Source organism: Nocardioides luteus (assembly GCF_015752315.1).
Taxonomy (GTDB): Bacteria; Actinomycetota; Actinomycetes; order Propionibacteriales; family Nocardioidaceae; genus Nocardioides.
Genome location: NZ_JADOVJ010000001.1, coordinates 521,586 through 545,142 on the forward strand (window position 1 = coordinate 521,586; position 23,557 = coordinate 545,142).

The window sequence follows — 23,557 nt, forward strand, 5'->3', positions numbered from 1 at the left end:
ACGATGTCCCTGGTAACCGGTAGTTTGGGCTCATGTCGATTCTTGAGCGTGCGTCGTCCGTGATCGATCCGCTGGTGGCGCCTGTGGTGACCCCGATCAAGGGGCTCGCATTCGCGGCGGCGCTGAACCTGCCGGCCGCGGTGCAGCGGCGAATTGCGGGCAAGCCGGTGACGTACGACGGGCAGACGCTCGCCGTGGACACGCAGATCATGCTCGCGCTGATGAAGGTGTCGGGCGAGCCGGACCCGTCGACGCTGCCGATCCCTAAGGGGCGGGTGGCTCTGCTGCGACAGTCGCAGCTCGGTGGTGGTCGCCAGGAGATCGGGTCGGTGCGCGAGCTGTGGGTCGCAGGCCTGAAGGCGCGGCTCTACGTCCCCGAGGGTGTCTCGGGCAACGCTCCGCTGCTGGTCTTCCTGCACGGCGGCGGCTTCATCTTCGGCGACCTCGACAGCCACGACGCTCCCTGCCGGCTGCTGGCCAGCGAGTCGGGGGTCAAGATCCTCTCGGTCGACTACCGGCTGGCGCCGGAGTCGCCGTTCCCGGCGGCGTACGACGACTCGGTCGCGGCGTTCCGCTGGGCCGTCGAGCACGCGGCCGAGCTCGGCGCGGACCCGGCCCGGATCGGGGTGGGCGGCGACTCCGCCGGCGGCAACCTGGCGGCAGGCGTCGCGCTCGCGGTCGGCGAGGCGTGCGCGTTCCAGTTGCTCATCTACCCGGTGACGCAGTCGGAGGCAGCCACCCGCAGCCGCGAGGATCTCCGCGAGGGCTTCTACCTGACCGCCGACTTCATCGCGGCCGCCACCGACAACTACCTGCCCCAGGGCATCGACCGCCGCGACCCGCGCCATGCTCCGCTGCACGCCGAGATCCCGACGAGCGGGGTCGCCCCGGCCTACGTCGCGACAGCGGGTTTCGACCCGCTGCGCGACGAGGGCGAGGCGTACGCCGTCAAGCTCGAGGAGGCCGGGGTCAAGGTCGCGCACAAGCGCTTCGCCGACCAGATCCACGGGTTCCTGAACGTGGTCGGCGCCGGACGTACCTCACGCGCTGCTGTGCTCGAGATCGCTCGGGTTCTGAAGGACAACTTGTAACGAACTGACGGCGCTCAGCCGGCCATGTCGGGGCGCCAGCGGAGAACCTCGCGCTGGAACGCCTCGGGGTCGACCATCGACTTGTCGACCTGGACCGCACCGGCCTCGTCGGTGTTGAACTCGACGACCCACTCGTCGGTGGCCGGCTCACCCTTGATGGTGATGTCGGTGTGGGTGTCGTAGAGGTCGTAGGTGTGGGTCTGCTCGTCCTTGCGTACGTCGAGCACGCCCTCCTCGGTGACCGTAACGGTGCTCTCGGTCATGAGCGAGCCGTCCTCGGGCTTGAAGGTGCGGACGGTGAGCTTCTTGGTGCCGGACGGCTCGCCCTCCAGGTCGGCGTCGGACGCGTCGTCGGCGGCCTTGGTGGGCTCGGGCACGGTGTCGGCGCCGGGGATCTTGGCGCCGGGGAACCTGCCGGACTCGGCGAGCTTCACCGCTGCCAGCCAACCGCTCGAGCGCTGGGGGAGCGAGTCGCTCGGGGTGTCGGGCAGGTCGGCCTGACCCGCGGCCGCGTCGTTGGACGGCGCCGCCTTCTTGTTGCCCTGCTTCTTGCCGGTCGGGCGCTCGGGCAGGTTCACGGGCGCGGTCGGGGGCCCGGCCGTGGGCGTGGCCGATGAGCCGACCGGCGCGGGAGCGGTGGTCGTGTCGGACGGGACCGGCTCGAGAGGCTCGACCACGAGCGGCTCGGCGGGAGCGTCCGGGATGGGCTGGCTGGCCTCGGGCGGGTTCGGGGTCGCGGCGAGGGTGAGCTCGAGGGCCTGCATCGCCCGCTTGTTGGTGCTGCCGCCCTTGACCGCGAGCATGACGGCCTCGCGCAGGTCGGCGAGCTGCTTGGCGAGCTGGGCGCTGCGGCGCTCGGCGATCTGCCGGTCCACGATGGCCTGCTCGACCAGCTGGGTGTTGTGCAGGATCGAAGCCTCGACGGCCTGACGGTCGATCGCCTTCTGGCCGGCGACCTCCTCGGCCTCGGCACGCAGGCGTACGGCCTCGGCGGCCTGCTCCTGGACCTCGGCGAGACGGTTCATCATCTCCGTCATCCGGCGCTCGGCCTCTTCGCGCTCACGGGCCTGTCCGGTGATGACCTCGGTCATCGACTCGTGGGCGGTACGCAGCGCGGTCTCCGCCGCGCGACGACCCTCGTTGGCCTCGGTGGCAGCGCGCTCGGCGGCACGCCGGCCCTCCAGCGCCTGGACGGCGAGATCGGCGTGCTCGGAGGCGCGCTGGTCGGCCGCCATCCGGGCGATGTTGGCGGCCTCGGCCGCCTGCTCGGCCTGCGAGGCGAGCTCGGTGAGCTGCCGGTAGCGCTCCTCGTTCTCGTTGGCCTCGTGCGCGGCGGCAGCAGCGAACTCGGCGTACTGCTTCGCGCTCTTCTCGGCCTCGAGGCGGGCGTCGTTGGCGGCGTCGGCGGCCTTGAAGGCGCGCAGCGCCGCCTCCTCCGCCTCGGTGCGGGCGGCGAGCGCCTCGGCAGCCACGGCGTACTGGTCGGCAGCGGCGGCCTCGGCCGCGGCCCGGGTCATCGCGTGGTCCTCGGCGTTGGCGTCGGCGGCCTTGCGCTCCTCGAAGGCCTCCCTCGCCGCTTCCTCGGCCTTGGCGCGGGCGGTCGCCGCCTCCTCGGCGGCGGCGTAGGCGGCCTCGGCGGCGGCCTCGGCCTCCTTGCGGGCCTGCTCGGCCCTCTCCGCCTGGGTCGCCATCGCGACCGCGGACTCCTCGGCCGTGATGCGAGCGGCTGCCGCCTTCTCGGCCTCGGTCGCACGGTCGTTCGCGGCCTGCTCGGCGGCCTGGCGCGCGGTGAACGCAGCCAGCGCCTCGTCGGCCCGGCCGGCCGCGGCTGCGTCGGCCTCCTCGCGCATCCGCGCGAGCTCCTCGGAGCGGGCGTCGGCCGCGGTGCGGGCGGTGTAGGCGGCCTCGGCCGCTGCCTCTGCCTCGCTGCGGGCCTCGTAGGCGGCGCGGGCCTCGTCGGCGGCCTTGCGGGCAGCCTTCTCGGCTGCCGCCAGCGCGTCGCGAAGCTCGTCCATCTCCTCGAGGCGGTCCTCGGCGGCCGCCTCGGCGACGCTGCGCGCGGCGTAGGCGGCCTTGGCCAGCTCGGCGTGCTCGGCGGCCTTCGTGTGGGCCTCGGCCGCGGCGGCGGCCGCGGCGGCGGCCTCCTCGGCCTTGGCGCGGGCGGCCTCCTCGGCCTCGCTGCGTGCGCGGGTCTGCTCCTCGGCGGTGCGGGCGGCCTCGAGGAGGCGACGCTCGGCGGCCTCCAGCTCCTTGCCCCTCGCGACCGCGGCCTCCTCGGCCTCGGCGCGCTCCTTGGCACGGGTGTCGGCGAGCTTCTCGGCCTCGACCCGGGCGCGGGCGTACTCCTCGGCAGCCTTCTCCGCGACCTCACGCGCCTGGTGGGCGTCGGCGGCCAGCTCGGCGTGGAGCTTGGCGGTCTCGTCGGCCTTCGCGCGGGCGGTCGCGTGCTGGGCGGCGGACTCCTCGGCCACCAGCCGCTCGGCCGCCTGCTCGGCTGCCGCCTGCTCGGCTGCGATGCGAAGTGACTCGGCCGCGGCGGCCGCGCGGGCCAGCTCCGCAGCGCGCGCCGTCAGGTCCTCGTCGTCACCCGGCTGGGCGGCCGAATCCCGGCTCCACCACTTGCCACTGGGGGTCTGCGTGCTCACGAGGGTGAATGCTAACGGCGAAGTAGGCAGCGTGTGGAGTCTCCGAGAGGATTAACACGCGTGCTACCTGGAACTACATGGGTGTAATTCCGGACGGTGTCGAAATCAGTAGACGAGAGCCTGCACGCCGTCGCGGAGGATCTCCTCGGCGAACACGACCGCACCCTTGATGGTGACGCCCTTGATCAGGTCGTCCTCGGTGAGGTCTCGACGGGAGGCGCACTGGCTGCACACGGTGACCTCGCCGGCCTCGATGACCAGTGCGATGAGCTCCTGCAGCGGCGCCGCGTTCTCCAGCGTGAATTCCTCGGCGCGCCCGGGCACCGCGAACCACGTCGCCTCACCGGTGAGCCACAGCGACACCTTCGCACCGGCGGTCGCGGCCGCCGAGGCGACCGTGAAGGCCTGGTTCGTACGCTCGGGCGCCTCGGCGCCCACGGTCACCTTCACCACGAGTTCTTGCATGCCGAGCACATTAGCGCTTGCGTTTCGGGTCGTAGGCGACGTACGGCCTAAACTCGGGGTGTGGCTTTCGAACTTCCGGAGAACCTTCACCCCGACGCGGGTCCCTGCGCATGGATGCTCGGCACCTGGCAGGGCAACGGGCACGGTGACTATCCGACGATCGACAAGTTCGAGTTCGGTCAGGAGCTGATCTTCACCCACGACGGCCGGCCGTTCTTCCACTACTTCTCGCGCTCGTGGATCATCGACCCCGAGACCGGCGAGAAGGTGCGCGACGCCGCGCTCGAGACCGGCTTCCTGCGCTTCCGCCCCGAGGGCGAGGTCGAGTGGGTGATGACGCACAGCAGCGGCATCGTCGAGATCTGGTACGGCAAGGCCGAGGGCGGCAAGCTCGACATCGTCACCGACGCGGTCGCCCGCACGGAGACGGCCAAGGAGTACACCGCCGGCAAGCGGCTCTACGGCAACGTCGAGGGCGACCTGCTCTATGCGTACGACATGGCCGCGATGGGTCAGGCGCTGCAGCCGCACCTGTGGGCGCGGCTCAAGCGGGTTCCTAAGTAGTCGCGATGACCGAGGCGGCTGAGGACTGGCGCGAGGCCCTTCGGGCGAAGGGCTATCGACTCACGCCCCAGCGCGAGCTGGTCCTCGGAGCCGTCGAGCGACTGCGGCACGCCACCCCCGAGGAGGTGCTCGCGGTCGTGCGCGAGTCCTCCTCCGCGATCAACCTCTCCACCGTCTACCGCAACCTCGAGGTGCTCGAGGAGCTGGGTCTGGTGCGCCACGCCCACCTGGGCGAGCGCGCCTCGACCTACCACTCCGTCTCCGGGCGCCCGCATTTTCATGCCGTGTGCAGGAAGTGTCAGAAGGTCACGAGCGTTGACCCCTCTGTGGCCGACGGAATCTGCGAGCGGCTGCGCGAGGAGTACGCCTTCGAGGCAGATGTCGCTCATCTGACCGTCTTCGGGGCGTGCGTCGACTGTTCTTCAGAGCCCACGTAGGAGCACAGCATGATGACTGCCAGCCCGCTTCTGTCCCTGCCCGGCGCCGTCGCCGGCGACGGTGCCGACGCACCTGTCGCCGCGCACTACGGATCGTTCAACCTGGAGCAGCGGACGTTGGCCTCCGGCGAGGGCTTCGTCGACCTGTCCCACCGTGACGTCGTGCGGATCGCGGGGCCCGACCGGCTGACCTGGCTGCACTCGCTGACCTCGCAGGCGTTCGAGGGTCTGGCCCCAGGCGCCTGGACCTCGGCCCTGATCCTGTCGCCGCAGGGACATGTCGAGCACTTCTTCTCCGGCGTCGACGACGGCACCGCCTTCCTGGCGTGGACCGAGCCGGGCGCCGGTTCGGCGCTGGTCGACTACCTGGAGCGGATGAAGTTCTGGTCCGATGTGACCGTGACGGCGGAGCCGTCGCAGGCCTCCGTCTGGCGTCCCTCGCAGGGCTACTCGTTCGTCCCGCGCGAGTCCTTGGAGAAGTACGCCGCTGCCGCAGGCCCCGCCTGCGGGTTCTGGGCGTTCGAAGCTCTCCGGATCGAGCGTGGTGAGCCGCGGTTCGGCGTGGACACCGATGCGCGCACGATCCCCAACGAGGTCGGCTGGGTGCCGGGTTCGGAGGAGACCGTCGGCCCGGAGTACGCGGTCCACCTCGACAAGGGCTGCTACCGCGGCCAGGAGACCGTCGCTCGCGTGCACACGCTGGGCCGTCCGCCGCGGCGCCTGGTGCTTCTCCACCTCGACGGCTCGGAGAACCGGCTGCCCGCCGCCGGCTCCGAGCTGGTCTTCGGTGAGAAGACGGTCGGCTTCGTCGGCTCGTCCGCTCGCCACCACGAGCTCGGCCCGATCGCGTTGGGGCTGGTCAAGCGCAACGTACCTGTGGATGCGCAGCTCGTCGTGGACGGGATGCCCGTCGCTCAGGAGGTCCTCGTCGACCCCGAGATCGGCCTCCACATCCGCCCGCTCCGGTGATCGGCCGGGTGGAGCCTGTCGGCGGCGAATGAACGTTCGTTCGCCCGACTCAGTCGCTCCGCCGGCACTTGTGAAGGGTTCGGGGAAGCCCAGATAGGGCGTAGGCCGATCTGGGATGCTCCCGCCATGTCTGAGACTGAACTCGGCGCCGCCATGAATCCCGGCGCGGTGCCGAGTCGCTCGGGAGACCCCGGATGGGGCCTCCGAGTGATGGCTGGGATACCGCTCGTGATCGCATGGATCGTTCTCGTACGCGGCCTGTATTTCCTGACACCATCGAGCGACCCCGATGCTGGATCTCGAGGCTGGTCACGGGTTCGCGATGACCGTGGAGGTCTATCTTCCGTCCATGTTTCTCGGGTGTCTCGTGCTTGTCGGGATACCGCTGATGTTCCTCAAAGGCATCGGGACCGTCATGGGCATCATCTCCGCCGTCGGCACGGGCTTGTTCACAGTCTGGGTCGCTCGTTCCGAGCAGCTGCTGGACTACCTGCCCGGGCTGGGTACGGCGCTGCTGATCACCGGAGCTCTCAGCGTGATGGCGTTGTTACTGGTCCTCGGCGCGGCCGGGCTGAGCGCTCAGGAGCCAGCGCGCCCGGCGGCCACGGCGTCGAGGGCGAGGGTGGCGAGGAAGTCGCCGGGGATGCCGGGGTAGCCGTGGCTGAGCTTGCGCCACTCGGCCGGGATGGCGGAGGCGCCCCAGCGGGCGCCGAGGAGGCCACCGGCGATGGCGGCGATGGTGTCGGTGTCGTTGCCGATCCGGATGGCGGTGTTGAGGGCCTCGACATAGTGCTCGGGTCCGGTGGACGGGGTCTGGGCGATCGAGGACCAGGCAGCTTGCAGCGCGGTGACGACCCAGCCGTTGGGGTTGAAGGTCGCAGGCGGCGCAGTCTCCGCCTCGTCGAGCTTCTCGGTCCAGAAGGACGCCTCGGCGGGGGAGAGGAGGGACAGGCCGGAGCGTACGTCGAACTCGCCGTGCGTCACCGCGTGCTCGATCGCCAGGGACCAGAGGACGCAGCCGGACTGGGCGTGCTCGTCCCAGTGCGTCAGCGCGCTCACTGCCGCGGCCGCCTCGGCGACGGCGGGGCGGTCACCGAGATAGGGAAGGGGGACCGGAGCCGTACGCATCAGGGAGCCGTTGCCGCCGGTGTGACCGGTCATCTCGTGCAACTTCTCCGAGACCTGCCGCAGGTCAGCCGCGGTCGGCGCGGGGCCGGCTGTGGTGAGCACGCGTGCGGTCTGGTTGCCGATGTCCTTCGGGTCCGACTCGGCCCAGGTCCGGAAGTTACGGGCGACCGCGGTCAGACCGTCCTCGCTGCGCAGGTCGAGCCCGCCGGCGGCAGCGTCGAGGATGCACCAGGCCATCGTGGTGTCGTCGGTCCACTCCCCGGGCGCGAACGGGCCGAGCCCGCCGCCGAGCATCTGCGCCTTCTCGTCCGCCCCGAGCGGGGGCCGGTCGAACTCGTAGTGAGCCCCGAGCGCATCCGCCACCGCGGTCCCGACGATGGCCCCGGCGGCCCGGTCACTCTGAGACTCGTTCAGCTCCACGCGACCAGACACTAGCTGCGCGTGTACTGGACGTGCGTGTCCGCCGCGGCCCGGGTGAAGCCGAGCCCTTCGTAGAGACGTACGGCCGGGGTGTTGTCGCCCTCGACGTAGAGATGGATCGCATCCACCCCGGCATCTGCCAGGTGACGCAGCCCGAGGAGGGTGACCAGCTTGCCGAGGCCGCGACCCTGGGCGGCGGGGTCGACGCCGACGACATAGACCTCGCCCTCGGTCTCGCTGTGGCGCTTGGTCCAGTGGAACGCGAGGAGCTTCTCGCCCTCCCACGCGGTGACCAGCCCCGATGCGTCGAACCACGGCTCCGACATCCGCTCCCGCAGCCCGGCCTCGTCGAGCGAGCCCTGCTCGGGATGGTGCGCGAAGGCGGCGGCGTTGACCCGGAGCAGCTCGGCCTCGTCACCGGGCTCGAAGCTGCGTACGACGATCCCCTCGGCGGGCTCGGGAGCGGCCGGCAGCCCGGCAGCGGGGCGCCGCATCACCCACAGCTCACGCGTACGCTCCCAGCCCTGCTTCGCGGCCAGCGCAGCTGCGGCCGGGTTGTCACCGTGCGACCACGCCGTCGTCCCGGCTGGAACCGAAGGCGCGCGGAGCAGCAGCTGACGCCCCAGCCCCACGCCGCGATGCTGGGTCAGCACCACCAGCGACAGCTCGGTGCCGATCAACAGCCCGAAGCCACGTACGTCCCCCCAGATCGTGGCGTCCTCCGGACGGTTGCGCAGCGTGAGCAGGGTCGCCTCGTCGAGCGGTGCCACCCCGTCGTACGCCTCGGTCGCCTTCGCGATGTCCAGGACCTGCTCGACGCTGAGTGCCATAGGAGCAGCCTAGGCGTCGGCCCCCAGGCGAGGAGACGGGGCCAGCCGGGCGCCGTCGGCGGCGGCCTCGTTGTTCTTCGAAGGCAGCACGAAGCGGTAGCCGACGTTGCGGACGGTGCCGATGAGGGTCTCGTTCTCGGGGCCGAGCTTGGCGCGGAGGCGACGTACGTGGACGTCGACGGTGCGGGTGCCACCGAAGTAGTCGTAGCCCCACACCTCCTGCAGCAGCTGCTGGCGGGAGAAGACGCGGCCGGGGTGCTGGGCGAGGAACTTCAGGAGCTCGAACTCCTTGAAGGTCAGGTCGAGCGGGCGGCCGCCGATCTTGGCGGTGTAGGTGGCGTCGTCGACCACGACCTCGCCGGACCGGATGACGTGGGCCTCGGGGTCGGAGGCCTCACGGGCAGCCGAGTTGCGGCCGATCGCGAGCTTGATCCGGGCCTCGAGCTCAGCCGGGCCACAGGTGTGCAGCACGACGTCGTCCATGCCCCAGTCGTGCGAGACGACCGCGAGGCCACCCTCGGTGGCGATCAGCAGAACGGGGATGTCGGTGCCGGTCGTGCGGATTAGACGACACAGGTCGCGGGCCTGGGCGAGGTCCTGTCGGCCGTCCACCAGCAGCAGGTCGGAGTCCGGCGCCTCGAGGAGCGCGCTACCTTCAGCAGGAAGGATCTTCACCTGGTGGCCGAGGAGCGAGAGCCCCGGAAGGACGTCTGCCGAAGGCTGGAGCGAACTGGTCAGCAAAAGGAGCGAGCTCATTGGGGGTGCCTCTCGGTCAGAGAAAGAGGAGCACCGAAACGCAACATTGAGCCTCGGTGAGGTGATCGTTGGACCATATTAACGAAACCTCGCGGTGACATAGGAAGGTTGTCCACGAGAAAGTGATGAACGTTATAGAGGTCCGCTACTGGGCGGCAGCCAAGTCGGCGGCCGGAACCGCCTCCGACCAGATCGAGGTCGACGGTCCGTTGACCCTGGCCGAGGTCGTACGCCGTGCCGCGGAGCTGCACGCCGGCACCCGCCTGCCCGAGGTGCTGAAGGTCTGCTCGGCTCTCATCGGTGACCGTCCCGCAGGAACGGCCGACCCCGGTGGGATCGAGGTCCCACCGGGGTCGACGGTCGAATTCCTCCCTCCGTTCGCGGGCGGCTAGGTCACAGGCTGGGGAGCCCGCGCCCGGCGACTCACCTGCGTAAGGGCCTGCCGGGGCGGGCAGGTCCTCAGCGCTCGATCGCGGCGGGCTCCGGCTTGCCGCTCGTGGCGATCTGGATCTTGCGGGGCTTGGCCTTCTCGGCGACCGGGACGACCAGGCGCAGCACGCCGGCGTCGTACGCAGCCTCGATGTGGTCGAGGTCGAGGTTGTCGCCGAGCACGAGCTGACGGCTGAAGGTGCCGCGCACGCGCTCGTTGGCCAGCATCTGCCAGTCGCCGTTCTTGGCGACCCGCTCGGCCTTCACGGTCAGTACGTTGCGCTCGACGTCGAGGTCGATGGTGTCCGGGCTGACGCCGGGAAGGTCGAACTCGATGACGAACCGGTCGCCCTCGCGCCAGGCGTCCATCGGCATCACGGCCGGGCGGTTGGTGGTGCCGCCGCCACCCAGGAGCTGCTGGGTGATGCGATCGAACTCGCGGAACGGATCGGTGCTTCGGATCAGCATGATTCCCCTCCTCACGGGATCTATATCAGCGGATACACCTTTTATATATTCCAACCGCTAGGGAATTTCAAGTCCACATGTCAGAATCGATCCTGTGAAGGAGCGAACCAGGGCCGTCTACGCCATCTCGGTGGCCGCCGAGATGGCCGACATGCAGATCCAGAACCTCCGCGTCTACGAGCGCCGGGGGCTGGTCGACCCCGCGCGCACCGCGGGCGGCACCCGGCTCTACTCCGTCGCCGACGTCGAGCGCCTCATCCGCATCCGTGACCTTCTCGCCGACGGTCTCAACCTCGCCGGGATCGCCCGCGTGCTCGCTCTGGAGGAGGACGTACGCCGCCTGGAAGTCGCCAACGAGAGGCTTCGGCGCGCCTCGGGGGAATGAGCGGCGCGGGTTACCGGTTCAATAGACACATGAGCACCGGATCCTGGATCGCCGTCATCGCGATAGCCGTCGCGCTCGCCTTCGGCGTGTTCCGGCTGCTCACCGACGGCCGCTTCCGAGGCACGAAGGAGCTCCACGTGGCCCACGAGGATCATGCGCCCGAGCCGCACGCCTGGGATGCGGTCACCGACGCGCTGGGTGAGGCCGAGCTCGGTGGCCGGGCGACCCTCGTGCAGTTCTCCAGCGCCTTCTGCGCACCCTGCCGGGCGACCCGGAGGATCCTGGGCGAGGTCGCCGAGATCGTTCCGGGCGTCGTCCACATCGAGATCGACGCCGAGCACCACCTCGACCTGGTCCGCCGCCTCGACATCATGCGGACTCCCACGACGCTGGTGCTGGACGGCGCCGGCAACGAGGTCGCCCGGGCGACCGGCGCGCCTCGCAAGGAGCAGGTGCTGAGCGCGATCCCGGCCTACGATCTCGAATCCTGACACGCTGGTCCGTATACCGAGACATTCGTTTCGTGCCCGTCGAGCATCGCGCTACTGTCATCGCATGTTCTCGACCATGCTGACCAAGCGCCGCGCAGTGGATCACTGCCGCGTGCGCTCGGCGCTGTGTCGTTCCTGCCGCTGATTCCCTGAGATTTGTCGACGCAGTCGACCCCGGGGATCGCTCTCGCCTGTCAGGCTCGTCCTGACGACCTCCCCTTCACTCTCGCAGGAGCACACCCATGTCTGAGACTTCGAGCAAGACGGCGGCACAGACCGGAATCGACCCTCGCGGCCCGCAGTTCACCGCGGCGCTGACCGTTGTCGTGATCCTCCTGGCTCTGCTGCTTCCGCAGCCGTGGGCTCTGGTGGTCACGGCCATCCAGACCGTGCTCTTCGCGATCGGGGCAGGTCTCGGCGTTCAGCGGACCCCTCATGCCTGGCTCTTCAAGAAGTTCGTACGTCCCCGCCTCGGTGCGCCGGACGAGCTCGAGGACCCGGCCCCGCCCCGGTTCGCCCAGGGGGTCGGCCTCGCCTTCCTCGTGGTCGCGCTCGTGGGCTACCTCCTCGGCGCCACCCTCGTGGCGCAGATCGCCCTCGGCCTCGCGCTGGTGGCGGCCGTGCTCAATGCCGTCTTCCGGTTCTGCCTCGGCTGCGAGCTCTACCTGCTGATCAGGCGACTGGGTCCTTCCCCGTCGGCCTGAGCCCTGAACGCAAGAAACACCAACGAAAGGTACCTAGATGACCCGCGAGAACTCCCTCGTCTCCGCCCAGTGGGTGGAGGAGCACCTCGATGACCCGAAGGTGGTGCTGATCGAGGTCGACGAAGACACCACCGCCTACGACAAGGGCCACATCAAGGGTGCCATCAAGCTCGACTGGACCACCGACCTGCAGGACCAGGTCCGTCGCGACTTCGTCAACAAGGACCAGTTCTCCGCTCTGCTCTCCGAGCGCGGCGTCTCCAACGACGACACCGTTGTGCTCTACGGCGGCAACAACAACTGGTTCGCCGCGTACGCGTTCTGGTACTTCAAGCTCTACGGCCACCAGGACGTCAAGCTGCTCGACGGCGGTCGCAAGAAGTGGGAGCTCGACTCCCGCGAGCTGACCGACGAGGCCGTCACCCGCGAGGCGACCACCTACACCGCGCAGGAGCAGGACCACTCGATCCGCGCCTTCCGTGACGAGGTCGTCGAGGCCATCGGCACCCAGAACCTGGTCGACGTGCGGTCGCCCGACGAGTTCGCCGGCCGCCTCCTCGCCCCGGCCCACCTCCCGCAGGAGCAGGCCCAGCGCGCCGGTCACATCCCGACCGCGGCCAACGTCCCGTGGTCCAAGGCGGCCAACGACGACGGCACCTTCCGCTCCGACGAGGAGCTCAAGGAGATCTACACCGAGGCCGGCGTCGACTGGAGCAAGGACACCATCGCCTACTGCCGCATCGGCGAGCGCTCCTCGCACACCTGGTTCGTGCTCAAGGAGCTCCTCGGCCAGGAGAACGTGAAGAACTACGACGGCTCGTGGACCGAGTACGGCTCCCTCGTCGGCGTCCCGGTCGTCACCGGCGACGAGCCCGGGGAGGCCTGAGCATGTGCGGAGCAACTGAGGGCGGGCTCTCGCTCGCCGGCGTCGACGTCGCCAAGGAAGCAGTCATCCAGGGTCAGGTGACCCGTGACGGCGAGCCGGTCCACGGAGCGTACGTCCGGCTGCTCGACCGCACCGGCGAGTTCACCGCCGAGGTGCCGACCTCGGCCACCGGCCACTTTCGGTTCTTCGCCGGCGACGGCGAGTGGACCCTGCGTACGCTCGCGCCGAAGGCGGAGCCCGTGGACAAGAAGGTCCACGCCGCGGTCGGCAACGTCGCCGAGGTGACGATTCCGATCGACTGACGATCCCTGGCGTGGGAGCCCCGGTTTCACTGGCTGACACCGGGGCTCCCGCGTCGTTTTGCCATCATTCGATGGAGATATTGCGGCGGATCGCATGAATGGCGCTAGATTGTCCGGGTGACTGGACTGCTTGTGACCGTGGCGCCGACCGGGGCGGAGACCGCGAAGGAAGACTGCCCGCAGCTGCCGACGACGCTGGAGGAGCTGGTGGTGACGGCCGTCGAGTGTGAGGAGGCGGGGGCGCGGATGATCCACGTCCACATCCGCGACGACGACCACGCGCCGACGCTCGATCTCGGACGGCTCACCGATACGGTCGACGCGCTCCACGAGAAGACCGAGCTGATCGTGCAGCTCTCGACCGGCGGCTCGGTCCACGACCCGCTCGACAAGCGCCTGAAGGTGCTCGACGCCGGGCCGGACTCTTGCTCGCTGACGATGGGCACCACCAACTTCGGCGACGACGTCTTCTCCAACCCGTGGCCGTTCATCACCGAGCTCTACCAGCTCACCCAGGAGCGCGGCGTGGTGCCGGAGTTCGAGCTCTTCGACCTCGGACACGTCGCCGCGCTGCAGCGGCTGCTGGGGAAGTACGGGCTGCCGGCCGGCGGCAAGGTCCACGTCGACTTCGTCATGGGTGTGCCCGGCGGTATGCCCGGCACGTCCGCGGCGCTGGTCGCGGCCGTCGCCGCGCTGCCGGCCGAGGTCACCTCGTGGTCGGCGACCGGCATCGGCCGCTCGACCCTCCCGGTCATGCTCACCTCGCTGGCCATGGGCGGCCACCTGCGGGTCGGGATGGAGGACGTCCTCACCCTCGCGAAGGGTGTCCCCGTCGACGCCAACCGCCAGCTCGTCGAGCGGGCCGTCGAGGCCGCCGCCGTCGCTCAGCGTGAGCCGATGAGCACCGACGAGGCCTGGTCCCTTCTCGGCCTCAAGCGCTGACCACCCGCCGAGCCGGCGCGTCTGTCCCGTTTCAAGTCGCCGAGTCGGCGCATCTGTCCCGCTTCAAGCCGCTGAGTCGGCGCATCTGTCCCGGGCTCCGCTGCGGACGCTCTCCCGGGTGGGACACATGCGCCGACTCGGCGTGCTCCTGCGGGACATTCGCGCCGACTCGGCGGGAGTTTGTGGGGCAGATGCGCCGAGTCGGCTTGTTCTGAGCGGGGTCCGGGCCGAGCCGGCGCGTCATGACGAGCCGGCTCGGCCCGGATCTTGGTCAGTTCGTGCTGACTCGGCGGTGAGGTAGCGGTCGATCGTCGGCGCGACCCACTCGACGATCTCGTCGGTGTCCATGTCGACGATGGGCGGAAGCACGAGTACGTAGCGGCCCAGTGCGATGCCCAGGAGCTGCGAGGCGGCGAGCGCGGCGCGGTGCGGCACCTGGGACGGGTCGGGGCACACGGGGGCCACGGCACGGGCGACCTGTGCGGCGAAGATGCTCCGCATCTGCTCCGCGGCGGCTGGGTCCGAGGCGGCGCGGCGCAGGAGCGCCATCAGGGTGCCGTCGGAGTCCCACGTGCGTACGAAATGGGCGACCAGCGTCCGGCCGACCTCCTCGACGGGGATCTTGGTGAGGTCGGGCAGCGCCAGATCGATCGCTGCGGCGGCGGTGAAGAGCTCCTCCTTGCTGCCGAAGTAGCGCATCACCATCGAGGGGTCGATCCGTGCCTCTGATGCGATCGCGCGGATGGTGGTGCGGTCGTAACCCTGTCGCGCGAAGTGCTCGCGCGCGACGGCGAGGATGCGTTCTCGGCTCTCGGCCCCGGAGCGGCGCGTATCGGTCATGCCAACAATTGTAGGCCAACGCCTGTTGACGTCAATCGCGACGCCGCGCTACCTTGGTCAACATCGGTTGGCCAACACGTGTTGACCATCAACCAGACCAAGGAGAGCATCATGTCCACCATCACCACTGATGTCCTCGTCGCCGGCGCCGGCCCCACCGGGCTGGCGGTGGCGGCCACGCTGGCCGCGGCCGGTATCGACGTCACCGTCATCGACAACCAGGCCGCGGGCGACAACACCTCCCGGGCCGCGGTGGTCCATGCCCGCACGCTGGAGGTCCTCGCCGACCTCGGCGTCTCCGCGCGCCTGGTCGAGGAAGGCATCGAGGCGCCGCGCTTCACCATCCGCGACCGCGACAAGGTCCTGGTCCCGATCCGCTTCGACGACCTGCCCAGCGAGTTCCCCTACGCCCTGATGGTCTCCCAGGCCGTCACCGAGCGCGTCCTGCTGGAGCGCCTCACCGAGCTCGGCGGTCACGTACGCCGGCCGCTCACCCTGGTCGACCTCGTCCAGGACGACACCGGCGTCACCGCCACCACCGAGGACGGCACGGAGATCCGTGCCCTCTACCTCGTCGGCGCCGACGGCATGCACTCCACCGTGCGCGACAGGGCCGGGATCGGCTTCCCGGGAGGGAAGTACGCCGAGTCGTTCAGTCTCGCCGACGTCCGCGTCGAGGGCGACCTGCCGCACGACGAGGTCATCCTCTACTTCTCGCCCGAGGGCACCCTGGTCTCCGCGCCCCTGCCCGACGGCTCGTTCCGGTTCGTCGCTCCGGTCGCCGAGGCCCCGGAGGAGCCCGACGTCGACTACGTCCAGGGCCTCCTCGACCGACGCGGCGGGATCACGAGCCCGGCCACGGTCACCGAGGTGGTGTGGGGCTCTCGGTTCCGGGTCCACCACCGCGTCGCCGACACCTACCGTGCCGGACGGGTGCTGATCGCCGGCGACGCCGCCCACGTGCACAGCCCGGCCGGCGGCCAGGGCATGAACACCGGCCTCCAGGACGCGGTCGTGCTCGGCGACGCTCTCGTCGCCGCGATCACCAAGGGAGACGAGGCCGCGCTCGACGACTACGCGTCCCGTTGCCGGCCGGTCGCCCAGGAGGTCATCGAGCTCTCCGACCGCCTGACCCGGTTCGGCATCGCGCAGGGAGTTCGGCGGAGCGTACGGAACCTGGTGCTGTCCACGCTCGCGCGGCTCCCGCGCTTCCGCCGGATGCTCGCCTGGCGCCTGTCCGGGCTGGTCTACCGCGACCGCTGAGCGAAGGACTCAGGCGAGGTCGAGGTAGCCGGCCTCGCGCAGGCCGGCGATGACGTCCTCCAGGGCCTCGTCGATCGAGCGGCCGGTGGTGTCGACACGTACGTCGGCGTCGGCCGGCTCCTCGTAGGGAGAAGAGATCCCGGTGAACTCCGGGATCTCGCCGCGTCGGGCCTTGGCGTAGAGGCCCTTGCGGTCGCGCCGCTCGCACTCCTCCAGCGGCGTGGCCACGTGCACCAGGAAGAAGGCGCCGCCGGCGTCGGCGACGAAGCCGCGTACGTCCTGGCGGGTCGAGTCGAAGGGCGCGATCGGGGAGCAGACCGCGAGCCCGCCGTGGCGGGAGATCTCGGCGGCCACCCAGCCGATCCGGCGGATGTTGGTCTCCCGGTCCTCCTTGGAGAAGGTCAGCCCGGCGGAGAGGTTGCGGCGCACGACGTCGCCGTCGAGGGAGGTGACCGTGCGGGCGCCCTGCTCGAGGATCCGATCCATCAGCGCACGGGCGAGGGTGGACTTGCCGGAGCCGGACAGGCCGGTGAAGAAGATGACCAGGCCCTGGTCCTCGGGAGCGGGCTGGTCGGCGTCGATGACCGCGGCGATGGCGTCGGGGTAGTCGTCGGACGCCGGAGAAGCGAGCGCGTGCACCCCGTCCCCACCCGCGTACGCAGCCACGACCGCCACGCCGAGGGCATGGTCGGCCTCGGGGTCGTCGTGAGCAGCCAGCGGCACCGCGACGACGGCAGCGTCGGGCAGGGTCTCCGCGGCCAGCAGCGACGCGCGCAGCAGCGCGACGGGGGAGAGCGCGGGGGTGCCGTGCCCGACGAGGGCGAGCAGCAGCACCGGCCCGAGCTCCGCGAGCTCGGCGATCTCGGCGGTGGTCAGTGCGTCGGTGACCGGGACGACCGTCCGCCCGGCGTACGCCTCCCGGGTCTGCTCAGGGGTGAGGTAGAGCCGCCGGAACGGGCCGTAGGCGGGGGAGGAGAGGCCGGTGACCTCGCCGGCGGGCCAGGTCACGCGTGCCAGCGGGAGACCCTCGGGGTCGACGATCTCGACGGAGCCGTCCTCGGCAGCGGCCGACGCGACCGCGGACGGCAGGGCGAGGGTCAGCGGGGACCCGGGGGCGTTCAGCGGACCCGGGAGGGCGCCGGAGACGATCAGCTCGATGTCGTCGAGCTCGCGCGGGGACGGGGAGAACTGCGGCACTGGCACGGGGCAACCTTATGGGGCTCACCACGAGTCGGCGCGTTCGCACCTTGCTTTCTCGCTTCGCTCGAAAGACGGCGATGCAAACGCGCCGACTCGTGTCTCGCTGAACGCTCGCTAGTCGTTGATCATGCCCGCGCCGACGGTGACGCCGGTCGCCTCGTCGATGAGGATGAAGGAGCCGGTGGTGCGGTTCTTCGAGTAGGGGTCGCACAGCAGCGGCTTGGTGGTGCGCAGCTGGACGCGGCCGATCTCGTTGAGGCCGAGCTCCTTGGTCTCCAGGTCACGGTGCAGCGAGTTGACGTCGAGGCGGTACTGGATGTCCTTGACCAGCGCACGCGCCGAGTTGGAGGTGTGCTTGATGGCCAGCTTCTGCCGCGGACGCAGCGGAGCGGTGGTCATCCAGCAGATCATCGCGTCGATGTCCTGGCTCGGCTCCGGGGCGTTCTTGACCCGCGAGATCATGTCGCCACGGCTCACGTCGACGTCGTCCTCGAGGCGGACCGTCACCGACATCGGCGGGAACGCCTCGGGGATCTCCTGGTCGAACAGGTCGATCCCGGCGATCTTCGACGTCATGCCCGAGGGAAGCACCATGACCTCGTCGCCCGGCTTGAGCACGCCACCGGCGACCTGGCCCGCGTAGCCGCGGTAGTCGTGGTGGTCGTCGGACTTCGGCCGGATGACGTACTGCACCGGGAGGCGTACGTCGACCAGGTCGCGGTCGGAGGCGACGTGGACGTGCTCGAGGTGGTGCATGAGCGTGGGCCCGGAGTACCACGACATGTTCTCGGAGCGCTGCACCACGTTGTCACCCTGGAGCGCCGAGATCGGGATGACCTCGAGGTCGGGGATGTTGAGCTTGGTCGCGAACGCGGTGAACTCGGCGGAGATCTTCTTGTAGACCTCCTCGGAGTAGTCCACGAGGTCCATCTTGTTGATGCACAGGACCAGGTGGGGCACGCGCAGCAGCGAGAGCAGCACCGCGTGGCGGCGCGACTGCTCGGTGAGGCCGTGACGGGCGTCGACCAGCACCAGGCCGAGGTCGGCGGTGGAGGCACCGGTGACCATGTTGCGCGTGTACTGCACGTGGCCGGGGGTGTCGGCGATGATGAACTTGCGGTTGGGCGTCGCGAAGTAGCGGTAGGCCACGTCGATGGTGATGCCCTGCTCGCGCTCGGAGCGCAGCCCGTCGGTCAGCAGCGAGAGGTCCACGTAGCCGTGGCCCTTGTCCTGCGAGGTCTTCTCGACCGATTCCAGCTGGTCGGTGAAGATCGACTTCGAGTCGAACAGCAGCCGCCCGATGAGGGTGGACTTGCCGTCGTCGACCGAGCCGGCGGTGGCGAACCGCAGGAGGTCCATGGCCATCAGAAGTAACCTTCCTTCTTGCGGTCCTCCATGGCGGCCTCGGAGAACCGGTCGTCACCGCGGGTCGCACCACGCTCGGTGACCCGGGCGGCGGCGACCTCCTCGATGATCTCGGGGATGGTGGAGGCGGTCGACTCGACGCAGCCGGTCAGGGTCATGTCGCCGCAGGTGCGGTAGCGGACGGTGCGCTCGGTGACGACCTCGCCCTCCCGGAGCGGGTTGAGCGGGGTCTCGGTGAGCAGCATGCCGTCGCGCTCGAAGACCCGGCGCTGGTGGGCGAAGTAGACCGACGGGATCTCGATGCCCTCGCGGCCGATGTAGTCCCAGATGTCCAGCTCGGTCCAGTTGGAGATCGGGAAGACCCGCATGTGCTCGCCCTCGTGGAGGCGGCCGTTGTAGAGCGACCAGAGCTCGGGGCGCTGGTTCTTCGGGTCCCACTGGCCGAACTCGTCGCGGTGGGAGTAGACGCGCTCCTTGGCGCGGGCCTTCTCCTCGTCGCGGCGACCGCCACCGAAGGCGGCGGTGAAGCCGTTCTCCTCGATCGCGTTCAGCAGCGTGGGGGTCTGCAGGCGGTTGCGCGAGGTCTTGCCGTCGTCGACGACGATGCCGCGCGCGATGGCGTCATCGATGCTCGCTATCACCAGGCGTACGCCCAGGCGGCTGACCCAGCGGTCACGGGTCTCGGCGACCTCGGGGAAGTCGAGGCCGTTGTCGATCTGGAGGACCGGGAACGGGATCTTGGCAGGGAAGAAAGCCTTCTCCGCAAGTCGCAGCATCACGATGCTGTCCTTGCCGCCCGAGAACATCAGGACAGGCTTCTCGAACTCTGCCGCGGCCTCGCGGAAGATGTGGATCGACTCGGCTTCCAGCTGGTCGAGCTGGCTGAGCCGGTAGTCGGCGTGTGTTGCAGTCATTACGGAACCAGAGGACCTCTCCGTCAGGTTGAGGCGCCCATGCTAGTGGCGGCTTCCACGGCACGGCGAAATGTCCCATCCCCGCGTGGGCTGGAATCCGAGTGTACGCAGCAGCGGGTGTCCACCAGGGGACACCACCCGCACGGTGAGATGCGTCAGCGCCGCGGCGCCACCGCGACCCGGTCCCCGGCCAGCAGGAAGGCGACCCGGTCGATGTCGTCGACCGGCTCCTGGCTCAGCCCGAGACGGAGGAACAGCTCGCGTACGCCGCCGGGGTCCGGGTCCTCGTCCGGTCGGAGCCCCAGCGCCTGCCGGAGCGTCTCGGCATGGATGCGCCGGCCGCCGAGGCGGTCCCAGCGCTCCGCGACGAGCGCGGGCTGTGCGCCGAAGCTGACCAGCTCGGTGCGGGTGGCGGGGATCCCGGCCGAGCGGGCCCGGGCCAGGTTCTCGATCAGCCCCGTGGCCTCCTCGGGCGTCGTCGGGCGCAGGATGTGCGTCGAGGGATGCTCGTACGTCGGCCAGAACCACTTCCCCGAGGCCCGTCGCAGCGCGAACTTCCCCTGGTGACCACCGAGGGAGAACCGTGGCCGGGCCCGCTGGTCGAGCCACGAGGTGGGCTGGTTGCGCAGCGCCGCGAGCCGGGTCGCGATCTCGGGCAGCGGCGCCTCGACGGGATGCGGCGCCCGGCGCCAGGGCAGGTCCGGGTCGGCCGAGAGGGAGACCGCGCCCGCGAGGTCGTCGCCGTAGGAGGCGAGCAGCGTCATCGGCTCGGTGTCCGGCAGCCCTCGCTCGCGCGCCCATCGGCGGCGTACGTCCTCGTGGGCCGGGAGCAGGTTGTCGAGCCAGGCGCGGGCGGCTCCCGGCGACAGGGCCGGGCCGGTGCGCGGGAGGGAGAGCGAGATGGGCGTCGGGCCGGCGGACTCGGCGTAGGTGAAGTCGATCTGCTCGCCGGTCTGGCGGAAGGTGCCGATCCGGCGGCGGCCGGCGAAGGCGTACAGCTCTCGCATCAGGGGTTCACGAGGCAGTGGGCGAGGACGGCGTCGAGGTCCACGTCCTCCAGCGGCGGGGCGATCGGGGAGAGCTGCGTGGGGGCGAGGTAGACGTCGAGGACCTCCAGCAGCGCGAGGGCCTTGCCGAGCTCGGCGCGCGGGTGGCCGGACTCGACGTCGACCACGAACCGCCGGCCGACGCCGGCGCGGTGGGCCAGGTCTCCCTGGGTGAGGCCCGCGCGGCGCCGGGCTGCGCGCACGGCCGACCCGAAGGCGGCCGGTGAGGTCAGGTACGGCGACGGCACGGTGAACACTTTAGACGATGTTCCCGTACGGGAACATGGATGGCGAAACCAGCTGTGGCCCGCCTCGAACCGATGCTTACAGTCCGAACATGAAGATCACCGTTGTCGGCGTGGGCTACGTCGGGATGTCGCTCGCCGTTCTGCTCGCGCAGAAGCACGAGGTCGTCGTCCTGGACATCTCCCAGGAGCGGGTCGACCTGGTCAACGCGGCCAGGACGCCGATCGAGGACGCCGAGATCACCAGCTTCCTGGCCACCAAGGAGCTCAGCCTGCGCGCGACCCTCGACAAGGAGGACGCCTACGCGGACGCCGCCTACGTCATCGTCGCCACCCCGACGAACTACGACGAGGCCACGAACTACTTCGACACCTCCAGCGTCGACGGCGTGATCGCCGACGCGGTGACCTACGCGCCCGAGGCGGCGATCGTGGTGAAGTCGACCATCCCGGTCGGCTACATCGCGGCCAAGCGCGAGCAGCACCCCGAGGCGACCCTCTTCTTCAGTCCCGAGTTCCTCCGCGAGGGCAAGGCGCTCCACGACAACCTGCACCCCTCCCGCATCGTCGTCGGCGACGACTCCGCGGCCGCGAAGGGCTTCGCCGAGCTGCTGCTCGAGGGCTCGCTCGAGCCCGACGTACCGGTGCTGATGACCGGCGCCACCGAGGCCGAGGCGATCAAGCTCTTCGCCAACACCTACCTGGCGCTGCGGGTCGCCTACTTCAACGAGCTCGACACCTACGCCGCCACCCACGGCCTCAACACGACCCAGATCATCGAGGGCGTCGGCCTGGACCCGCGGATCGGCTCGCACTACAACAACCCGAGCTTCGGCTACGGCGGCTACTGCCTGCCGAAGGACACCAAGCAGCTGCAGGCCAACTACCAGGACGTCCCGCAGAACCTCATCTCGGCGATCGTCGAGGCCAACACCACCCGCAAGGACTTCGTCGCGACCGACATCCTGCGCCGTGAGCCCCAGGTCGTCGGCGTCTACCGGCTGATCATGAAGTCCGGCTCGGACAACTTCCGCGAGTCCTCGATCCAGGGTGTGATGAAGCGGATCAAGGCCAAGGGCGTCGAGGTGGTCATCTACGAGCCCGAGCTCGACGAGCCGGAGTTCTTCCACTCCGAGATCATCAAGGACCTCGACGAGTTCAAGCAGCGCGCCGACGTGATCATCGCCAACCGGCGCACCGACGTGCTCGCCGACGTCGCCGACAAGGTCTACACGCGCGACATCTACGGGCGCGACTGAGCCGCTCCGGCGGCGGAGAACTGCTCCCGTGGGCGACCTGCGGGTAACGGACCGGTGAACATCGGCTCGCAATGAACCGTGCGCGAATGCGTACAGTTATGGTCGCGTCTTCTGCTCAGTGTCTAGGAATGAGGCAACATCATGGCTGGTGACTCCGAGACCCGCCCCTGGGGTTCGTGGCATGTCATCGACATCGGTCCGGGTTACAAGGTGAAGCGGATCGAGGTGCTGCCCAACAGCCGCCTCTCCTACCAGACCCACACCCACCGCTCCGAGCACTGGGTGGTCATCTACGGCAAGGCGACCTGCATCATCGACGGCGTGACCACCATCGCCGGCCCCGGTGAGTCCGTCGACGTCGGCGTCGGCCAGGCCCACCGCATCTGCAACGAGACCGACGAGCCCCTCTCGATCATCGAGGTCCAGCGCGGTGGCTACACCGGCGAGGACGACATCGTCCGGCTCGAGGACGACTTCGGCCGGGCCGAGGCGGAGAAGACCGCGACGGCCTGAGACCACGAAAGACGTACGCGGCGGGGCAGTGCCCCGCCGCGTACGTCTTTTATCTGAGGCGGAGGTCAGGCCAGCAGACCGAGCAGGTACTTCCCGTAGCCGCTCTTCAGCAGCGGCTGGGCGAGCTCGGAGAGCTCCTCGTCGGAGAGCCAGCCCTGGCGCCAGGCGACCTCTTCGGGAGCGCCGATCTTGGTGCCCTGGCGGTGCTCGATGGCGCGGATGAAGTTGGCGGCCTCGTTGAGGTCCTCGAGGGTGCCGGTGTCGAGCCAGGCGGTGCCGCGGGGCAGCACCTCGACCGAGAGGGTGCCGGCCTCCAGGTAGATCCGGTTGAGGTCGGTGATCTCGAGCTCGCCGCGCGCGGACGGCCGCAGGTTGCGGGCGTGCTCGACGACCGAGTTGTCGTAGAAGTAGAGGCCGGGGACGGCGTACGGGCTCTTCGGCTTCTCGGGCTTCTCCTCGAGCGAGACCGCCTTGAAGGACTCGTCGAACTCGACGACGCCGTAGGCCCGCGGGTCGGCGACGCGGTAGCCGAAGACGGCGCCGCCGTGGATGGTCTTGAAGCGGGCCAGCTGGGTGCCGAGGCCGGGGCCGTAGAAGATGTTGTCGCCCAGGACGAGGCCGACGCCGTCCTCGGACTCGTCGAGGAAGCCGACGTCGGCGCCGATCGTGAACGCCTGGGCGAGGCCGTCGGGGGAGGGCTGCTCGGCGTAGCTGATGTTGACGCCGAGGTGGCTGCCGTCACCCAGGAGCCGGTGGAAGCCGGAGGCCTCGTGAGGCGTCGTGATCACCAGGATGTCCCGGATCCCGGCCAGCATCAGCGTGGTCAGCGGGTAGTAGATCATCGGCTTGTCATAGATCGGCATCAGCTGCTTGCTGATCGCAAGAGTGATCGGGTGCAGACGTGAGCCGGTGCCTCCGGCAAGGATGATGCCCTTCATGGTCACTTGATCCTACGGATGTTCACCCCACGTTCTAGGGAACCCACCGGGGCGAGGCGACC

28 protein-coding genes are annotated in these 23,557 nt (G+C 69.8%); 15 read left to right on the forward strand and 13 right to left on the reverse strand.

Features of this window, described 5'->3' with window-relative positions; all coding sequences use genetic code 11:
• Window positions 1-32 precede the first annotated feature (32 nt).
• Entirely contained in the window at window positions 33-1,091 is a 1,059-nt protein-coding gene (locus HD557_RS02440; RefSeq protein WP_231380151.1) for an alpha/beta hydrolase, read from the forward strand.
• A 14-nt stretch (window positions 1,092-1,105) separates the two neighbouring features.
• Here HD557_RS02440 and HD557_RS02445 read toward each other — a convergent pair whose 3' ends face one another.
• On the reverse strand, window positions 1,106-3,736 hold the full coding sequence (locus HD557_RS02445) for a hypothetical protein (RefSeq protein WP_196872706.1): 2,631 nt from the start codon (window positions 3,734-3,736) through the stop codon (window positions 1,106-1,108).
• Window positions 3,737-3,841: 105 nt separating this feature from the next.
• Complete coding sequence (locus HD557_RS02450) at window positions 3,842-4,201, reverse strand: DsrE family protein (protein ID WP_008360650.1); 360 nt, start codon at window positions 4,199-4,201, stop codon at window positions 3,842-3,844.
• 60 nt (window positions 4,202-4,261) lie between these two features.
• Between HD557_RS02450 and HD557_RS02455 the strand changes: the two genes are divergently transcribed.
• The 4 genes from HD557_RS02455 to HD557_RS02470 all read left to right on the forward strand — a co-directional run bounded on the left by HD557_RS02455 (window position 4,262) and on the right by HD557_RS02470 (window position 6,826).
• Window positions 4,262-4,765 (forward strand): FABP family protein, encoded by a 504-nt coding sequence (locus HD557_RS02455; protein WP_008360651.1) that lies wholly within the window; start codon window positions 4,262-4,264, stop codon window positions 4,763-4,765.
• Window positions 4,766-4,770: 5 nt separating this feature from the next.
• Window positions 4,771-5,202 carry a Fur family transcriptional regulator gene (locus HD557_RS02460; protein WP_008360653.1) on the forward strand — a complete coding sequence of 144 codons (432 nt, stop codon included), beginning with the start codon at window positions 4,771-4,773 and terminating at the stop codon, window positions 5,200-5,202.
• Window positions 5,203-5,211: 9 nt separating this feature from the next.
• Complete coding sequence (ygfZ, locus tag HD557_RS02465) at window positions 5,212-6,171, forward strand: CAF17-like 4Fe-4S cluster assembly/insertion protein YgfZ (protein ID WP_196872707.1); 960 nt, start codon at window positions 5,212-5,214, stop codon at window positions 6,169-6,171.
• Between the two features lie 289 nt (window positions 6,172-6,460).
• Window positions 6,461-6,826 carry a hypothetical protein gene (locus HD557_RS02470; protein ID WP_040755910.1) on the forward strand — a complete coding sequence of 122 codons (366 nt, stop codon included), beginning with the start codon at window positions 6,461-6,463 and terminating at the stop codon, window positions 6,824-6,826.
• Here HD557_RS02470 and HD557_RS02475 read toward each other — a convergent pair.
• Genes HD557_RS02475 through HD557_RS02485 form a run of 3 tightly spaced genes read right to left on the reverse strand, consistent with a single transcriptional unit; the run spans window position 6,751 to window position 9,305 of the window.
• Window positions 6,751-7,719: an ADP-ribosylglycohydrolase family protein gene (locus HD557_RS02475; protein ID WP_196872708.1), complete on the reverse strand. Its 969-nt coding sequence runs from the start codon at window positions 7,717-7,719 to the stop codon at window positions 6,751-6,753. The two genes, HD557_RS02470 and HD557_RS02475, sit on opposite strands and share 76 nt — an antisense overlap.
• Window positions 7,720-7,730: 11 nt before the next feature.
• The gene (mshD, locus tag HD557_RS02480; RefSeq protein ID WP_196872709.1) at window positions 7,731-8,549 is read right to left on the reverse strand and encodes a mycothiol synthase; all 819 of its coding nucleotides are present in this window, start codon (window positions 8,547-8,549) and stop codon (window positions 7,731-7,733) included.
• A 9-nt stretch (window positions 8,550-8,558) separates the two neighbouring features.
• A complete protein-coding gene (locus HD557_RS02485) occupies window positions 8,559-9,305 on the reverse strand; it encodes a response regulator transcription factor (RefSeq protein WP_008360662.1) in 747 nt (248 codons plus the stop codon).
• 125 nt (window positions 9,306-9,430) lie between these two features.
• Here HD557_RS02485 and HD557_RS02490 point away from each other — a divergent pair, with 125 nt between their 5' ends.
• Entirely contained in the window at window positions 9,431-9,697 is a 267-nt protein-coding gene (locus HD557_RS02490) for a MoaD/ThiS family protein (protein WP_008360663.1), read from the forward strand.
• A gap of 67 nt (window positions 9,698-9,764) precedes the next feature.
• Here the strand turns inward: HD557_RS02490 and HD557_RS02495 are convergent, their stop codons facing one another.
• On the reverse strand, window positions 9,765-10,202 hold the full coding sequence (locus HD557_RS02495; RefSeq protein WP_008360666.1) for an Hsp20/alpha crystallin family protein: 438 nt from the start codon (window positions 10,200-10,202) through the stop codon (window positions 9,765-9,767).
• Window positions 10,203-10,296: 94 nt separating this feature from the next.
• On the opposite strand from HD557_RS02495, the gene HD557_RS02500 reads away from it, so the two are divergent.
• From HD557_RS02500 to HD557_RS02525, 6 genes are all read left to right on the forward strand, one after another.
• The gene (locus tag HD557_RS02500) at window positions 10,297-10,587 is read left to right on the forward strand and encodes a MerR family transcriptional regulator (RefSeq protein WP_040755911.1); all 291 of its coding nucleotides are present in this window, start codon (window positions 10,297-10,299) and stop codon (window positions 10,585-10,587) included.
• A gap of 29 nt (window positions 10,588-10,616) precedes the next feature.
• A complete protein-coding gene (locus tag HD557_RS02505; RefSeq protein ID WP_196872710.1) occupies window positions 10,617-11,078 on the forward strand; it encodes a thioredoxin family protein in 462 nt (153 codons plus the stop codon).
• 242 nt (window positions 11,079-11,320) lie between these two features.
• Window positions 11,321-11,782: a DUF4395 domain-containing protein gene (locus HD557_RS02510; protein WP_008360670.1), complete on the forward strand. Its 462-nt coding sequence runs from the start codon at window positions 11,321-11,323 to the stop codon at window positions 11,780-11,782.
• A 37-nt stretch (window positions 11,783-11,819) separates the two neighbouring features.
• On the forward strand, window positions 11,820-12,668 hold the full coding sequence (locus HD557_RS02515; protein ID WP_008360671.1) for a sulfurtransferase: 849 nt from the start codon (window positions 11,820-11,822) through the stop codon (window positions 12,666-12,668).
• 2 nt (window positions 12,669-12,670) lie between these two features.
• Window positions 12,671-12,970, forward strand: coding sequence for a DUF1416 domain-containing protein (locus HD557_RS02520; RefSeq protein WP_196872711.1), 300 nt, complete (start codon window positions 12,671-12,673; stop codon window positions 12,968-12,970).
• Between the two features lie 117 nt (window positions 12,971-13,087).
• Window positions 13,088-13,912, forward strand: coding sequence for a BKACE family enzyme (locus HD557_RS02525; protein ID WP_196872712.1), 825 nt, complete (start codon window positions 13,088-13,090; stop codon window positions 13,910-13,912).
• Between the two features lie 240 nt (window positions 13,913-14,152).
• Here HD557_RS02525 and HD557_RS02530 read toward each other — a convergent pair whose 3' ends face one another.
• On the reverse strand, window positions 14,153-14,752 hold the full coding sequence (locus tag HD557_RS02530) for a TetR/AcrR family transcriptional regulator (RefSeq protein WP_196872713.1): 600 nt from the start codon (window positions 14,750-14,752) through the stop codon (window positions 14,153-14,155).
• A gap of 111 nt (window positions 14,753-14,863) precedes the next feature.
• On the opposite strand from HD557_RS02530, the gene HD557_RS02535 reads away from it, so the two are divergent.
• The gene (locus tag HD557_RS02535) at window positions 14,864-16,015 is read left to right on the forward strand and encodes an FAD-dependent oxidoreductase (RefSeq protein ID WP_231380152.1); all 1,152 of its coding nucleotides are present in this window, start codon (window positions 14,864-14,866) and stop codon (window positions 16,013-16,015) included.
• Window positions 16,016-16,024: 9 nt separating this feature from the next.
• Here HD557_RS02535 and cysC read toward each other — a convergent pair whose 3' ends face one another.
• The 5 genes from cysC to HD557_RS02560 form a co-directional block, all read right to left on the reverse strand.
• Window positions 16,025-17,218, reverse strand: a complete 1,194-nt coding sequence (cysC, locus tag HD557_RS28885; protein WP_196872715.1) for an adenylyl-sulfate kinase — start codon at window positions 17,216-17,218, stop codon at window positions 16,025-16,027.
• A 111-nt stretch (window positions 17,219-17,329) separates the two neighbouring features.
• Window positions 17,330-18,580, reverse strand: a complete 1,251-nt coding sequence (locus HD557_RS02545) for a sulfate adenylyltransferase subunit 1 (RefSeq protein WP_008360683.1) — start codon at window positions 18,578-18,580, stop codon at window positions 17,330-17,332.
• A complete protein-coding gene (gene cysD, locus HD557_RS02550; RefSeq protein WP_008360685.1) occupies window positions 18,580-19,494 on the reverse strand; it encodes a sulfate adenylyltransferase subunit CysD in 915 nt (304 codons plus the stop codon). Before cysD ends, HD557_RS02545 begins: the two co-directional genes overlap by 1 nt.
• Before the next feature lie 155 nt (window positions 19,495-19,649).
• Entirely contained in the window at window positions 19,650-20,501 is an 852-nt protein-coding gene (locus tag HD557_RS02555) for a HipA N-terminal domain-containing protein (RefSeq protein WP_196872716.1), read from the reverse strand.
• Complete coding sequence (locus HD557_RS02560) at window positions 20,501-20,788, reverse strand: type II toxin-antitoxin system Y4mF family antitoxin (RefSeq protein ID WP_196872717.1); 288 nt, start codon at window positions 20,786-20,788, stop codon at window positions 20,501-20,503. Before HD557_RS02560 ends, HD557_RS02555 begins: the two co-directional genes overlap by 1 nt.
• 89 nt (window positions 20,789-20,877) lie before the next feature.
• On the opposite strand from HD557_RS02560, the gene HD557_RS02565 reads away from it, so the two are divergent.
• A complete protein-coding gene (locus tag HD557_RS02565; RefSeq protein WP_196872718.1) occupies window positions 20,878-22,044 on the forward strand; it encodes a nucleotide sugar dehydrogenase in 1,167 nt (388 codons plus the stop codon).
• A 141-nt stretch (window positions 22,045-22,185) separates the two neighbouring features.
• Window positions 22,186-22,557 (forward strand): phosphomannose isomerase type II C-terminal cupin domain, encoded by a 372-nt coding sequence (locus tag HD557_RS02570; protein WP_008360694.1) that lies wholly within the window; start codon window positions 22,186-22,188, stop codon window positions 22,555-22,557.
• A gap of 65 nt (window positions 22,558-22,622) precedes the next feature.
• Here the strand turns inward: HD557_RS02570 and rfbA are convergent, their stop codons facing one another.
• Window positions 22,623-23,495 (reverse strand): glucose-1-phosphate thymidylyltransferase RfbA, encoded by an 873-nt coding sequence (rfbA, locus tag HD557_RS02575; protein ID WP_008360697.1) that lies wholly within the window; start codon window positions 23,493-23,495, stop codon window positions 22,623-22,625.
• Window positions 23,496-23,557: the final 62 nt, after the last annotated feature.

What these genes read in the sequence shown, in the direction of transcription:
- HD557_RS02495 (WP_008360666.1), bottom strand. Translation starts at nt 10,202, where the DNA reads ATGCTGATCCGAAGCACCGATCCGTTCCGCGAGTTCGATCGCATCACC.
- HD557_RS02485 (WP_008360662.1), bottom strand. Translation starts at nt 9,305, where the DNA reads ATGAGCTCGCTCCTTTTGCTGACCAGTTCGCTCCAGCCTTCGGCAGAC.
- HD557_RS02450 (WP_008360650.1), bottom strand. Translation starts at nt 4,201, where the DNA reads ATGCAAGAACTCGTGGTGAAGGTGACCGTGGGCGCCGAGGCGCCCGAG.
- ygfZ (WP_196872707.1), top strand. Translation starts at nt 5,212, where the DNA reads ATGATGACTGCCAGCCCGCTTCTGTCCCTGCCCGGCGCCGTCGCCGGC.
- HD557_RS02555 (WP_196872716.1), bottom strand. Translation starts at nt 20,501, where the DNA reads ATGCGAGAGCTGTACGCCTTCGCCGGCCGCCGCCGGATCGGCACCTTC.
- HD557_RS02440 (WP_231380151.1), top strand. Translation starts at nt 33, where the DNA reads ATGTCGATTCTTGAGCGTGCGTCGTCCGTGATCGATCCGCTGGTGGCG.
- HD557_RS02460 (WP_008360653.1), top strand. Translation starts at nt 4,771, where the DNA reads ATGACCGAGGCGGCTGAGGACTGGCGCGAGGCCCTTCGGGCGAAGGGC.
- HD557_RS02570 (WP_008360694.1), top strand. Translation starts at nt 22,186, where the DNA reads ATGGCTGGTGACTCCGAGACCCGCCCCTGGGGTTCGTGGCATGTCATC.
- HD557_RS02515 (WP_008360671.1), top strand. Translation starts at nt 11,820, where the DNA reads ATGACCCGCGAGAACTCCCTCGTCTCCGCCCAGTGGGTGGAGGAGCAC.
- HD557_RS02535 (WP_231380152.1), top strand. Translation starts at nt 14,864, where the DNA reads ATGTCCACCATCACCACTGATGTCCTCGTCGCCGGCGCCGGCCCCACC.
- cysD (WP_008360685.1), bottom strand. Translation starts at nt 19,494, where the DNA reads ATGACTGCAACACACGCCGACTACCGGCTCAGCCAGCTCGACCAGCTG.
- HD557_RS02470 (WP_040755910.1), top strand. Translation starts at nt 6,461, where the DNA reads ATGCTGGATCTCGAGGCTGGTCACGGGTTCGCGATGACCGTGGAGGTC.
- HD557_RS02520 (WP_196872711.1), top strand. Translation starts at nt 12,671, where the DNA reads ATGTGCGGAGCAACTGAGGGCGGGCTCTCGCTCGCCGGCGTCGACGTC.
- HD557_RS02545 (WP_008360683.1), bottom strand. Translation starts at nt 18,580, where the DNA reads ATGGCCATGGACCTCCTGCGGTTCGCCACCGCCGGCTCGGTCGACGAC.
- HD557_RS02510 (WP_008360670.1), top strand. Translation starts at nt 11,321, where the DNA reads ATGTCTGAGACTTCGAGCAAGACGGCGGCACAGACCGGAATCGACCCT.
- rfbA (WP_008360697.1), bottom strand. Translation starts at nt 23,495, where the DNA reads ATGAAGGGCATCATCCTTGCCGGAGGCACCGGCTCACGTCTGCACCCG.
- HD557_RS02565 (WP_196872718.1), top strand. Translation starts at nt 20,878, where the DNA reads ATGAAGATCACCGTTGTCGGCGTGGGCTACGTCGGGATGTCGCTCGCC.
- mshD (WP_196872709.1), bottom strand. Translation starts at nt 8,549, where the DNA reads ATGGCACTCAGCGTCGAGCAGGTCCTGGACATCGCGAAGGCGACCGAG.
- HD557_RS02530 (WP_196872713.1), bottom strand. Translation starts at nt 14,752, where the DNA reads ATGACCGATACGCGCCGCTCCGGGGCCGAGAGCCGAGAACGCATCCTC.
- HD557_RS02505 (WP_196872710.1), top strand. Translation starts at nt 10,617, where the DNA reads ATGAGCACCGGATCCTGGATCGCCGTCATCGCGATAGCCGTCGCGCTC.
- HD557_RS02490 (WP_008360663.1), top strand. Translation starts at nt 9,431, where the DNA reads ATGAACGTTATAGAGGTCCGCTACTGGGCGGCAGCCAAGTCGGCGGCC.